This is a genomic window from Mucilaginibacter robiniae, from assembly GCF_012849215.1.
Lineage (GTDB): Bacteria > Bacteroidota > Bacteroidia > Sphingobacteriales > Sphingobacteriaceae > Mucilaginibacter > Mucilaginibacter robiniae.
The window spans coordinates 4,030,402-4,044,355 of record NZ_CP051682.1; the positions used below are offsets into that span (position 1 = coordinate 4,030,402).

The 13,954-nt window shown below is 38.2% G+C and carries 10 protein-coding genes; 3 read left to right on the forward strand and 7 right to left on the reverse strand.

What is annotated here, in order from left to right; translation table 11 throughout:
- Positions 1–2: 2 nt before the first annotated feature.
- Entirely contained in the window at positions 3–2,261 is a 2,259-nt protein-coding gene (locus HH214_RS17640) for an SLBB domain-containing protein (protein WP_211166245.1), read from the reverse strand.
- Between the two features lie 315 nt (positions 2,262–2,576).
- The gene (locus tag HH214_RS17645) at positions 2,577–3,809 is read right to left on the reverse strand and encodes a glycosyltransferase family 4 protein (protein WP_169609858.1); all 1,233 of its coding nucleotides are present in this window, start codon (positions 3,807–3,809) and stop codon (positions 2,577–2,579) included.
- Between the two features lie 375 nt (positions 3,810–4,184).
- On the opposite strand from HH214_RS17645, the gene HH214_RS17650 reads away from it, so the two are divergent.
- A complete protein-coding gene (locus HH214_RS17650; RefSeq protein WP_169609861.1) occupies positions 4,185–5,129 on the forward strand; it encodes an SDR family oxidoreductase in 945 nt (314 codons plus the stop codon).
- Between the two features lie 13 nt (positions 5,130–5,142).
- Positions 5,143–6,246 carry a glycosyltransferase gene (locus HH214_RS17655; RefSeq protein WP_169609863.1) on the forward strand — a complete coding sequence of 368 codons (1,104 nt, stop codon included), beginning with the start codon at positions 5,143–5,145 and terminating at the stop codon, positions 6,244–6,246.
- Positions 6,247–6,289: 43 nt separating this feature from the next.
- On the opposite strand, the gene HH214_RS17660 is transcribed toward HH214_RS17655, so the two are convergent.
- Genes HH214_RS17660 through HH214_RS17680 form a run of 5 tightly spaced genes read right to left on the reverse strand, consistent with a single transcriptional unit; the run spans position 6,290 to position 12,153 of the window.
- Positions 6,290–7,429 (reverse strand): glycosyltransferase family 4 protein, encoded by a 1,140-nt coding sequence (locus tag HH214_RS17660; protein WP_169609865.1) that lies wholly within the window; start codon positions 7,427–7,429, stop codon positions 6,290–6,292.
- Between the two features lie 3 nt (positions 7,430–7,432).
- Positions 7,433–8,131 carry an acyltransferase gene (locus tag HH214_RS17665; RefSeq protein ID WP_169609867.1) on the reverse strand — a complete coding sequence of 233 codons (699 nt, stop codon included), beginning with the start codon at positions 8,129–8,131 and terminating at the stop codon, positions 7,433–7,435.
- On the reverse strand, positions 8,121–9,512 hold the full coding sequence (locus tag HH214_RS17670; protein ID WP_169609868.1) for a hypothetical protein: 1,392 nt from the start codon (positions 9,510–9,512) through the stop codon (positions 8,121–8,123). The genes HH214_RS17665 and HH214_RS17670 overlap by 11 nt, the downstream gene beginning before the upstream one ends.
- Positions 9,513–9,530: 18 nt before the next feature.
- Positions 9,531–10,460, reverse strand: coding sequence for a glycosyltransferase family 2 protein (locus HH214_RS17675; RefSeq protein WP_169609869.1), 930 nt, complete (start codon positions 10,458–10,460; stop codon positions 9,531–9,533).
- 1 nt (position 10,461) lies between these two features.
- A complete protein-coding gene (locus HH214_RS17680) occupies positions 10,462–12,153 on the reverse strand; it encodes a gliding motility protein RemB (protein WP_169609870.1) in 1,692 nt (563 codons plus the stop codon).
- 398 nt (positions 12,154–12,551) lie between these two features.
- On the opposite strand from HH214_RS17680, the gene HH214_RS17685 reads away from it, so the two are divergent.
- Positions 12,552–13,949, forward strand: coding sequence for an undecaprenyl-phosphate glucose phosphotransferase (locus HH214_RS17685; RefSeq protein WP_169609871.1), 1,398 nt, complete (start codon positions 12,552–12,554; stop codon positions 13,947–13,949).
- Positions 13,950–13,954 lie beyond the last annotated feature (5 nt).

Here is a 13,954-nt window from a genome sequence, read left to right on the forward strand (position 1 = left end):
GCTTATTTATGTATAATAGCTACTAAACTTACTATGGCGGTAAGTATTGCGGCCACACCACCTAAATCGCCAAAATTGATTTTGAACCTGCTGTCTGGAGTTTTTTCCGGAACCACAATCTTACTTCCAGGTTTTACAGAAGGGTAGTTTCGGAAAAATAAAAAGTGTCTCACCGGTTTGTTTAAACCGTCAGCATACTTGATATATGAGCCTTTTAAGCGTGCATTTTGTGTTACACCGGCAGCTGCGTTAATATAATATTTAAATCTGCGTCCGTGATAGCTGATGTACTGTGGATTATTAACAGCCCCTGATACTTCAACATACGATATTACTCTTGGAATGTAAATACTATCGCCAGGGAGTAAAATCATATCCTTGTTGTTTTTAATGTTACCGTTTTTAGCCGTCAAATCTAGGTTAACACGAGTGCCTCTACGAAATACCTGTGCATTTTCAACGGAACCATATGGGGTAATGCCACCAGCTCTCTTCAAAAAGTCAAGTGCTGTTTCATCTCTTTTCTGTACAGCATAGTCGCCTGGAAATACCACTTCACCTTTTACGCTCACGTTTCCTAATGAACGGTAATTAACCAATCTTGGAACGTAAATGTAGTCCATTGGCTGTAGCTCTATATCTTGATTATGGGCGGTAACATCATCTATGTCTACAACAAACGTATTCACTAGCTGGTTAGCCACACTATCCGATTCGTTTTTAATAATGCGGGAGATTTCAATATGATGATCAGCTGCTTCATTGCTAAAACCACCTGCCATAGCAATTGCATCAGCCAGTTTTAATCCTTTTCGATAAGTGAAAATAGAAGGTTTTTTAACAAATCCATTTACGGTTACTTTCTGGTTATTAACAAATACGTCACGATTCAATATAACTACCGAATCTTCGCGCAATAAAGCAACATCGTTCAATCCATTTGATATATCTCCTGGTTTAAAAGAAATGAAATCTTTTTCCAGGTTAGGTAAGGTCCGTTTGATGTAGCCACGCTCCATGTAAGCTTCTGGTTTTAAACCTTCGGCAGTCTTGAGGAGTTGCGACAGCGTTAAACCAGCGGTAAGCTCATATATTCCAGGGCGGTAAACAGCGCCTTCCAGCACTATACGGTTTGTGTACCGGTTGGTAATTGCACCAATCTTTACCATATCGCCATTACGCGGAACATAGTTAGAAAAAAGATTAGCTGGTACATCTTTTACTTCTCTTTCCTTAGCAGCCACCTGATCTATTTTGGCAATGCCTTTATAAGCAACATCAGTATAACCACCAGCGTAGCTAATTAAATCTTCTAAAGTTTCATTATCCTTCAACTCATATAAAGCGGGCCTTTTTACCTCGCCACTGATTCCTGCTCTTTTACGATAAACAGGAATGTGAATCACATCCTGATCTTCTAAGCGGATGTTGCCATCTAATAAACCTTTTTGTAAGAAAGCATAGAAATCAACTGTTTTATAAACCCTGTTGTTTCTAATGAGCTCAATGTATCGTAATGAACCATTTGGAGTAGGGCCACCAGAAGTGTACAAGGCATTGAATAAGGTAGATAGAGAGGATAAGGTGTACGAACCTGGCGTTTTAGCCTCCCCAACTATAGTAATCTTGATAGTTCGAGTATTACCCAAGTTTACGGCCAAATGGGTTTGCCCGGAATTTAATGCCGGGTAAACTTTAACCATTTTGCTCCTGATTAGGCTAGTAGCTTGTTCAATAGTAAAGCCATTTACGTAAACAATACCGGCATACGGAATTTGAAGATTTCCTTCTGGTGTAACTTTGGTACGAACTGTGCTTTCGTTAAGGCCGGTTAAAAGTACAATAACTTCATCACCAGGACCTAGTACATAGCCTTTGGGTGTAGCCAAAGAAAAATTAGGTTCAAACTTAATAGTAGTCTGGTTAAAAAAGTCGGTTCCATAAATGTTAAGTATAGGCGGAGCTGGTGGAGCTGGTTCAGGTTTAACCGGCTTAGGTACGATAACAGAGTCATTAGTGCCTCTTGAATAATCAATATTTTTGTTATCAGTAGCGGCGGGTTTAGCGGCAATAGGCTTGTTTAAACCTAACAGTGTCACTCGTTCTTTCAAAGCTTCCACTTCAGTAGCAGGAGCACCTTTTTGAATTAGCAATTTATAGGCATCTTGTTCAGAAATTCCAGAAGCTTGAAGTTTTTTCCAGGCTTGTGTAATTTGTTCATCATTAAGCTGACTTACTTTCAAGTTTGGTATATCAGCCATAGACATACCTTGAGCAGCGAGATGTTGAGGAAATTGAATCAGCAGGAAAAAGAGTATAATAAGTAGATGTTGAATGCGCATGTAAAAACTACATTAAATTGATAGGTGCAAATATAAAATATTAAATTAGTCTGTAGCTACAAGACTATAGTGCCAAGTCTGTTGTATGTGGAAGATAACTAAGATTAAAAAAGATTTTTTACTTGATGAAGTCACAACAAAATTATCGAATCTTGAACGTTGGTAGTTAAATTATAGTGTAAGCTCAGCTTGTTTAAAATGAACCTGAATGTGGTAGAGGAAATTAGCAGTTGATTATAAGGATGGTATTAATTGTTGTAAACCCGCAAAGTGTTTTTCCGTGTTGATAAGTTGAGTGATATGTTTGTAAGCATTTTCACCCAATTTTGCTACCAGATCAGGATTAGCATTAAGAAGTTTGATTTTATCAGCCAGCTCTATAGCATTGCCGGGCTCGTATAACAGTCCTGTATAATTGTCAATCACCATTTCAGGTATAGCTCCAATAGCCGATCCGATGACCGGCTTACTTAAAGCCATAGCTTCAACTATTGTAAAGCCTAAAACTTCATACCACTCTGACGCACAAACCAAAAACTGAGAATTATTAATAATCTGCAAAGTTTGTTGCCTACTTTGTTTACCCAAAAAGTTAACCTGCGTTAACTGATGAGTAGAGGCAAATGCTTTAAGTTCTTCTTCCTGCGTACCTGTACCCAGTATTTTGAGTTGTACTCCTGGGCAATACTGCATAGCTACCAATAATGTATTTGCTCCTTTTATTTTTTCGAGGCGACCTACAAAGACAATATATTTTTCTTTGCTGGCAGGTGTAGTAGCTTTCGCAGTTTCAATTTCAGCATAATCGTATCCATGATAAAGCTGCACCAGTTTATCGGTGAAAAAGTTAAAAGCTTTAAACTTCTCGTATAAAAACACAGAGGGGCATACATAATAATCTACATAGGCATAGTAGTTAAGGTATTTATGAACGTAATTTTCAAGAGCAGCTACGGTGCTGGCTAAAAGGGAACCTTTTTTACAAGTATGGGTAATGCACTGGTAAAACTTTCCACCAAAACATTTTTCACATACTTGCCCGTGGCTTATAAAGGTACTATCAGGACATAGAGGTGTATATTCGTGAAAAGTCCAGATAATCGGAATGTTCCTTTTTTTGATAATTTTTAAGATAGTAGGGGTGATGTAGTGATGAATAACATTGATATGTACAAAATCTATATGTACATCTGTTAATAGCTTTTCTAAGTTCTTTTGTGCTTCAAAAGAATAAATACTTTTACTAACTACTTTTAATCCGGCTGTTAAGCTTCGCTTATTTACTTTTTTATAGTCAATGTTTTCAATAAAGTAGTTACTATAAGCAGAAGGGTAGTTCCTTTCATCTTTCATTGAAAACGGAATTACATGGTGTCCTTTCTGCTCATATAATTTACATACATTTTCAACATATGTCCAATCACCACCACTTGGATACCAGGTCCAGTTTACAACAAGAATATTCATTTACAACAAGAAATTCAATAGCGAAGGTAAAGATGAATAAAATAAAATGATTATATGGAGGGATGCTTAATAAACAAAAAGCTTATTATTTATGTATAATGTAATGTTAAGCCTTCTTATATAAATAAGTAGCTCAAAATACCACATTTTTCAGTCAGTAATAAACATAAAATGAATGGTTTGAGCGTTATTGATACTGGCATGTGCCAGCATAAAAGCGGCATATATTGCATGGTGGTTAAAGTTGTGTTTAAAAAAACATTCTTGCTGTCAGTAAAAAAAGCTTATTTTTGGGGTTAGCACTATTTATATAAAAACATATTCTGCTGCTTGTAGAACACTAAACCAAAGTGTTGTAGTAGCTTTACATTTTACATGAAAAAACGAATTTACATCGCGGGTGCAGGTGGAATGCTTGGGGAAGCCTTTTATCGCATATTTAATAATGATTATGAACTTAAATGTACTGATAAAGATGTAAATGAAAAATGGCTTAACTTTTTAGATTTTCGAGATTTTGAAAAGTATAAAAGTGATGTAGAAGCTTTCAACCCCGATTATCTGTTTCATTTAGGCGCTTATACGGATCTGGAGTTTTGCGAACTTAATCCGGATGATACATATTTAACCAACACCACATCGGTAGAAAATGCTGTTTTTATAGCTAATAAGTTAAACATACCACTACTTTATATTAGTACGGCAGGCATATTTGACGGTAAAAAAGATTTTTACGACGATTGGGATGAACCTAATCCACTTGGCCATTACGCTCGTTCCAAATACATGGGTGAACGTTATGTTCGTGAAAATGCAAAACGGTATGTGGTATGCCGCGCTGGCTGGATGATGGGGGGAGGACCAAAAAAAGATAAAAAGTTTATTAATAAAATAATTAAACAACTTATTAGCGGCAACCGTAGCCTGCATATTGTAAACGATAAAGATGGTACACCTACCTTTACTGTTGATTTTGCTAAAAATGTAAAGTTATTGATTGAAAACGAGTACTGGGGCTTGTATAACATGGTTTGTAATGGTGAAACCAGCAGACTTGAAGTGGCGCAGGAACTGGTTAAAATATTAGGTATGGAAAATGAGGTAGCTTTTCATGAAGTGCCTTCCGGCTATTTTGAAGATACCTATTTTGCACCCCGACCACCCTCAGAAAGGCTTATTAATAAAAAGCTGCAGCTCAGAAATATGAACATTATGCGCGAATGGAAAATAGCGTTACGCGAATATGTGCAAGATTACTTCGCCGATTACCTAAAAGAGAATATTTCTTCTGAAAAAGAGGGTACTCTTATTCAACACTAGGCATATATCAGATATGCGTATTGCTGCTTTTGGTTTTCGTTCTATGCCGCCGGCAAAAGGTGCCGCTGGTGCTGATAAATTTGCTATTGAACTTTTCCCAAGATTAGTAAAAAGAGGACACAGTGTTGTTGCCTACAACAGAAGGTACCCTGATGTATTTGTGGATGTTAAAGAGTACCAGGGTGTAAAAATAAAAACGATCAAAACTATACCTAAGAAAGGTTTTGACACATTATGGCATTCTTTCCGGTGCACATTTGATATTATCTGGCACAATACAGCCGATATTGTGCATATTCAAAATGGAGGTAATAGTATTTGGGCGCTGCCATTAAGGCTGTTTGGAAAAAAGGTATTCATTAGTCAGGATGGGGTAGATTGGAAACGTGATAAGTGGCCTTGGTATGGTAAAATGTATCTGAAGTTATCCGCTTTTCTAACAGCTCACTTACCGAACGAGGTTATTTTTGATAATGTAATTGCCAAGCGGCTTTTTGAAGAGCGCTTCAAAAAACAATATGAGTTTATCCCCTTTGGCAGCGAAGTAGATACCAGTAAGGCTAATACCGACATTTTACAGAAATTAGATTTGACTAAAGGCGAGTACTACTTGTTTGTTGGCCGTTTTATACCCGATAAGGGGTTGCATTATTTGATACCCGCGTTTAAAAAGTCGGACTCAACGAAGAAGCTGGTTTTAATTGGCGGTTCGCCCAACCCTTCGCCATACGAAAGCGATTTGCACAATATGGCTGATAGTCAAATTATATTTCCGGGTTATGTGTATGGGGATGATACCAATACGCTAATGGTAAATGCTTATTGTTATATCCAACCGTCGGATGTGGAAGGGCTTTCTCCTGTAGTTTTAACCGTAATGGGGCTGAAGGTTCCACTTATTGTGAGTGATATTGAAGAAAATGAGTATGCTGTTTTAGATACGGCCCGTAAATTCAAGCAAGGTAATATTGAATCGCTTACGAAGGAAATAAACTTCTGTGAAAGTCATTACCCTGAAATGCTTAGTTTGGCAGAAAAAGCTCAACAACGGGCGTTAAGCGTATTCAATTGGGAAAAGGTTGCTGATCAGCACGTACAGGTATTTCAAAACAGTTGATGTATTGTTAATTCCTCAAGCCCCAAGTTCTGCATCTAGCATATTATTGCAGGTATGCTGCTTTCTTGAACACCTCAATCAACTGCAAAGCTGTTTTTTGCCAGGAAAATTCTTTTAAGCGTTCCTGACCTTTCACAATCATTGTTTTACGTAAATCAGCATCCTCCAAAACTCTTTGTATCTGCATAGCTATATCATTTACATCAAAGGGGCTGAAGGTTAAAACAGCATTACCGCCAACTTCCGGAAGGCTGGTGTTGTTAGCTACTAATACAGGCAGGTTAAAATTGAATGCCTCTAACACAGGTATGCCAAAGCCTTCATTTACAGAGGGAAATACATACAATAAGGCACTTCGATAAAGCTGACTTAGTTCATCATTCGATAAGTACCCGGTAACTATAATGTCTTGCTTAAAAACCGAGCTTTCAATAGCATCTAAAATGAGCTGATAATCATTCTCTGTATTGCTGGATGTTAGCGGACCTGCCAGTGCCAACTTTAGATCAGGATAGCCTTGCTCTTTCAATATTCCGAAGGCTTGGATTAATGCCGGAATATTTTTCCGCTTAAACATGGAACCCACGTGTAAAAGATAGTTGCCCGGACTTAGAGCATATTGGTTTAATACCTGCTCATGTCCTGTACTAGTGGGTGGATGCGATAATGTTTTAGGGCCTTCTGGTACAACAATTAGTTGCTGGTTGGATATTTGGGTAAAATGATGGATCTGCTTTTGGGCGTGTGCACTGGGGGTAATTATAAATGGTGACCTTCTGGCTGCAGGAAGAGCTGTTTTTTTGTACAACCATAACCATAATTTACCATATTGTTCCGGCGATTCAAAAAAGAAGGCATCATGGAAAACCGGAATGGTTTGGTATCCCAGATGCATGATAGGCACAAAATTATCTGTACAGAAAACAATATCACAGCTGTTCATCCAAGCTTTTAGTGGTAAAAGAACTTGTTTCCATAGTTGATACTTGAAGTGCTCAATCCACTTCAAAGCTTTGTTTTTGCCGGTATAAACCGGAAAATTACTATCCAAAAATTTAAATTGAACTTCTGAGCTCTGTAGCGCTTTAAACGCAGCACATAGTTCGGCCAGGTAGGTTTGGGTACCTGTTTTAGCCACATGCAGGTCACGTATATCTATGCCAATAATTAGAGGTTTGGGCATATGCTACAGATCCTCCCGCTGTTTAATCACTTTAGCTGGTACACCCGCTACTATGGAATTTGGAGGTACAGATTTATTAACTACACTGCCGGCTGCAATCACGCAACCATCACCAATGGTAACTCCAGCCAGTATGGTGGCCCCAGCACCTATCCAGCAGTTGTTACCAATAATAACAGATTGCCTGGCAACACCTTGATCTTTAATCGGAATTACTAAATCTAAAAAATTATGGTTTTCTGAAAATATCTGTACGTTAGGTCCCATGATTACATCATTACCTATAGTAATTCCTCCCTGGCCGCCAAAGTAAGCCCTTGCATTAATACCTGTTCGGTCGCCAATAGTAATACCTGTTCCTTTCTGTGCAATAATACCCGTGCAAAACAGGATAGAGTCCCGAGCAATAGATACCTGATTACCCAACTGAATACCATTTTCTGACAAGGCATTAATGCTGACGTTATCTTCCAATATCAAGTTTTTGCCGGCTGTTAATTGGTAACCATGCCTTACTTTTACACGATGCCCTACAAACAACAAACCGGATGATTTCTTAAGGAAAGGCTTTAAAAACAATCCTCTTACCACTTGCATAAGCCTTACGCTGGTAATGCTGAAAAGGTCGCGGGCTGCGTAAGAGCTTTCCCACTTATAATCCTGCTTCCCTTTTAGTTTTCTAATCAGCTTTTCAATTATCATGTTCCGTATAGAGTTGAGGTAATTGGGGTTGCATAATCACGCTGATAAGTAAACCAGACAAAAACCAGTTCATGTATGAAATATAAGAAGAAGATTCAACCTCGGAGGTAAACAGTGGGATAGATAATCCAATTTTTAGCAGTACTACCGTCATGCACAGCTTTCTTTCTTTACCCTTTAGTTTAGGTAGCCATTTTAAACCGGTTTTGATAAATACAACATAAATGTACATGTACAGTAATAAAGCTAACACACCAGCCTGTACACCGATAATGATAAATTGGTTTTCGCCTCCTATATTTTCACCCAAACTGCCACCTACACGACCGGATGAACCTAAGCCCAGACCCAAAGGTTTCTCAATCATGGCTAAAATGCCCTGTACCCATTCTACCAGGTGACCTACGCTGGATGGATTACTGAAATCAACGGTGTTCATTAATACTTCAACTAATCCCGTATTATTACTTTCGAATCTGGTGAATAGATAAATTAAATAAACTCCAGCCAAGCCGGCGCCTAAATGGATAGTTTTAGTAATGTATTTACGTTTGGTAATTAAAGCCCAGGCGTAAATAATTAAAAAATAGCTGGCTAAGGGAGCACGTGATAGGGCAAACAAGATAGAAAGGAAAGAGGCTCCTAAAGCCAGAATGCCCATGGTATTGATGCTTAGTTTATTATCATCACGGGTATATAACCCACCTATTACCGATAAAGCCAGCAGGGTAGCTGCCGCATGCTCAAGTGGGTTAGCAAAAAAGCTGGCAAAACGCTTGTAACCACCTTCTGATTCAAAAGTCCAGCTTAAACCATAATTACCGCTAGGTTCAAAATTGAAAAAGTAGTAGGTGTAATCGGCATAGCCAGTTTGGGTTTGCAATTGCCGATCGGTAACTACCTCCATTACCAAAATAGCACCTGCTGCAATAGTGAGTAAAATGACGTAGTTAAAGTATTTACTAATGTAAATGGTACGAACATCAAATAAGCGGCCTGTAAAATAAACCACCACAAAGAACGATGTGCTTTTTAACGCTATTAATCTGTTTACAAAGCTTTGTTCGCCAATAGGTAAAATGGCGTACAGGCAGGTATAAGCCAAAAAAGCCAATAAAGCATAATCCAGCAAATGAAATCGGGGGCGTGTTTTTAGATTAACAATATTTAAAGCCAGTACAATGAGTACGAGTATTTCTTTAAAAAACTGAAAAAATGGAATGATACTTTTTAACCCTAACAAGTAGGCAACCGACATAGCGGTAGTGTAAATAGATAAGCCAAATATTAGAAATACAAATATACCTTGTCGGTTTCCACCATAAATTTCCTTGACAGCTACAACAAAAGAGGTAATAAAAACCAGCGTAAACAAAAACATCAGGGTTGCTGTATTGGATTAATTTTTGGGCCAAATTAAAGCTTTTGGTGTAAAAAGCCCATCTTTTAAGCCTTTAATCAAACTAGAAGCCTTTTCATTACGACTTCGCAGCTTAAAATATACCCATAATGCTGAATAGTAACTTCCATTATAAAGCAGGTAAACTAAATAAAAAACTGGGTTACCATAACGGCGCAAAATCCAGATATGGTTACGGCTGATATAGTAATGAATAATCGGACTTAGAAAGCCTTCTTTTTTAGGTGCGCCTTTCTTAGCCGACACTCCGGCTTCATGGTACATTTTGCAAGAAGGCAAATAATGCAATTCGTATCCTGCCTCACGCAACCGGAATGATAAGTCTACATCCTCAAAGTACAAGAAGAATGCTGGTGCAAATAACCCGCTTTTATTTAAAGCCTCATTCCGGATCAGCATACAACAGCCGGTTACCCATTCGGCAATCTCGTAGGCGTCTGCTTGAGTAAGTTGAGGCTTTTGGGTGTCAGATATGGTTAAACCTAATATTTTATTAAACCGGCCTTTACCATTCCAAATCTTACTTTTTTCATGCATCCAGTAAATGGCTGGTTGTACGGCACCTACCTCCGGATGCTGATTTAAGTGCTTGCTTAGCTTATAAACAATATCTTCATCAACCAGGGTATCTGTATTCAATAATAATGAATAGGTGTAATCATGTTGAAGGCTATAGGCTAAAGCTCGGTTATTGCCTTTAGCGAAGCCCAAATTTTGTTGATTATCTATAAAAATGAGATCAGGAAATTGGGATTGTAATACCGACAAAGAATTATCGGTTGAGCCATTATCAGCAACTATAATATCAAATAGCTCTGGATTACAATATTGCTGTAATGAAGAAATACAATCGGCTGTGTAGGCTGCTGTATTCCAGTTTAACAGAATTAAGGCAACTGGCTTAGGCATATTAATGCGTCCGGTAACTAGCCAAATCCTGATATAAATTGCGGAATGAACTTCGTACCCCAATGGTCAGCATTCGTGTATTATCGGTGAAACTGGTATTGGTTTCGCGGCGGTATAAAGCACCAAGCTCAATTCGCAAATTGTATTTGGGGTTAAGCAGGTAGGCTACTTTACCTTCTGCATAATACATATGCGTAGTTAAGCCCTGGCCAATATAGTTGCCGTTGGTAGCATAAGCATTGTTAAACAGGGTAGGGTCGAACGGGCCAGTGTAGCGGGCTTGTGTACGATAATCTAAGAATACATCTTTACCGTAGTTCATGTTGTTTACATCAAGACCGTAATACCCGTAATCAAACTCTCCGGAAAAATCGAAACGCTTATAGCTATAATTTAGCAGGCCAACAGCTTCCTTAAAATTAGCTCCCCAAGGATGAGCCAGTGGTTCATTTTGCTGAGCATAATTGATGATGGAACTGGTTTGACTATAAGTATAAGGTGAAGCCTCGTTAAACTCAGCCAAATAATTCAAGTTTTTGATGCCAAATACATTTGCCCCACGTACCCCTACCTGCAAACCATACTTGTTGCGTGAGCTGCCTTTACCCGAAAAAAAGTTTTTGGCTTCAAACTCGTCTAGTGCAAACTGCCCGTAAGCAGTTATTTGATCTGATATCTTGTATTTGCCGTTAAAGCCTAAAAATGCATTATCCGGCGATCCGTTGCTGGCTTCCAAAGGGCGTAAAAAGATGATAGGGTTGCCGTAAGAAAAATCAAATCCACGCTTATGGCCTGCATCATCTGCATCAGCCCAAATTACAGCATCAAAAAAGCCTAAGGATAGTCGATTGGTTGCGTTCCAATCCAAGTAATGGAATACGCCCCATTTTTTACGGTAGCCCACATCAAAGCTCAATTTGCTAGCCATCGGGTCTTGCATGTAGCTCCACATGACCATGTAGGTCACATTACCTAAATTACCGGTTAATTTAAAAAAGGGATAAGGTGAACTATTATCTGATAATAATAAAGAACGATAGCCATCGCCAATAAAGTTTTTATCCTGTCCGGCTGTAATGTTCAGGTACTTATTAGGGGTGTAAGAAATCAACGCCGTAACGTACGACCAATCTTTGGTGCGTTTACCCTGATTACGATCATAAGCCTGGCCAGGTACAATATTTAGCTGATCAATATAATTGGTTAAGTAATTGGCGAAAACACCTTGGTTTTCAAAGCCGCTGCTATAAAAGTAGAATTTTTTACCAATAGTTCCACCTACTTGATATCCCCTGGTGTTAAGCCAGGTGGTGCGCGAGTTTGAAAAATCGCGCCCTATGGTTAAATCCGGCAAGAAGTCGGCAAAGAAGGTGTAGTCAGATTTACGGATGTCGATTAAATGTTCATTAAACAGTTTTCGGTGTAACCAGCTATGGTGGTTTACCGTATCAGTTCCATAGTTGATCAAGTCATTATATCGCTGATATAAGGTACTGTCAGTAATCAGGTAGGGTTTTAAGGAACTATGAAAGCGGGTGTGAATAGAGTAAACAGAATCATTTAACTTCTGATAGAACTGATAACTGTAAGGTTGATATTGTACCTGAGCAAAGGAAGCGGAGCTTCCGGTAAGCAATAGGAGAAGTACAATATATAAACGTGCTGTTTTACTGTAGGGCAGGTATTTTTTCATAGTAAATGCAGGCAAATATAACAACAAATATTAATGCTGCATGACTTTAAAAACAGGTGTGTTTTCAAATAGAAAAGTACCGAATAGGTATAAAGAAATTTGCGCAGTAATTATGTTTTAGCAAGTTGGTTTCCTATACAATAAATAGATTTTAATTATTCTTTAAATATGATAATAGTTGATACTTTTATAGAACAATTCTAAATTTTGATTATCACAATTAATGAACAAGTTGATTACGATGCCTACACAAAAGCAGGGGTTTATATGCCAGAAGTTTACTTTAGCAGTAATATAAAGCTCCAGCTATCTTAAATTTGACGCTTTATCTGAAAATAGATTTTAAACTTTAGAAAGCCTTTCCTATCAAACTATTGATCGTACCAAATTAATTTAACATGAGTCACAGATACGCTACCTTCATCAAGGCTATAAATCTTTCTATTGATTATGTCGTTTTGAATGTAAGCATGATACTGGCTTATCTAATTGTTGATAAATCATATATCATCTGGATCAATAACAAAAACTATTTGCCCATAGTTTTGGTGTTCAACCTAATTTGGCTATTGTCTGCCAATATTACCCGGTTTTATGAACAGGTACTTACAAAAGATTCTATACATACCTACCGGGGCGTGTTTAAAACCTATTTATTATTTCTCAGCTTAATCTGTTTTACCGTACTAATCATTATTGGTACAAAAGCTTACTATATTACTCGTCAGTATCTGTTTTACTCATTAGCCCTGTTTGCAATATTGCTGGGCTTATGGAAGTTGATTTTTCTAGCTATACGTAAAAGCGACCGGGCATTGTTGACAGATTTCAGGAAGGCCGTAATTATTGGTGCCGGCCGCATAGGTACCGATTTATATAACTTCATTAATTACAACCCCGAAAGAGGTTATAAAATTGTAGGCTTTTTTGATGATAATACCCCTATTGCAAATGTCAGCTTGTACCTCGGCCATACGGATGAATGCATACAATATGTAAAGAGCCATAACATTGATGAGATATTTTGTACGCTACCGAATAGCCAATCAGATAAAATAGAGCAGCTGATGATGGCGGCCGACCAGAATTTAATTCGCTTTAAGTTGGTGCCCGAATTTTATTATACCCACCGGCCAACATTCGTGCAAAACTTTGGCCACATACCGGTGATCTCTATCAGGCCTGAGCCGCTGGAGAATATGCTAAACCGCTTTTTTAAACGACTGTTTGATATGGCGTTTTCTCTATTTATTATCCTGTTTGTTTTTAGCTGGTTGTTTCCAATTATGGCCATATTGATTAAGCTGAGCTCGCCCGGACCTGTGTTTTTCGTTCAAAAACGTTCTGGTCGTGATAATTTGGCATTTAATTGTTACAAGTTCAGGAGCATGCAGGTAAATACCGATTCAGATAACAAACAAGCTACCCGTGGTGATGCTCGTATTACGAAAATAGGTGCCTTTATGCGCCGTACAAACTTGGATGAGCTGCCGCAGTTTGTCAACGTATTATTGGGCAACATGACGGTGGTTGGCCCACGCCCTCACATGCTGAAACATACTGAAGAATATTCTAAACTGATTGACAAGTTTATGGTTCGGCATTTTTTAAAGCCGGGTATCACTGGTTGGGCACAAGTAAACGGTTTAAGGGGTGAAACTAAAACCACTGCTGATATGCTGCAAAGGGTAGAAGCCGATGTATGGTATTTGGAAAACTGGTCGTTTTTACTGGATTTAAAAATTATTTTCCTGACGTTTTGGGGTACGGTAAAGGGTGATAAGAACGCTTTTTAAATCTT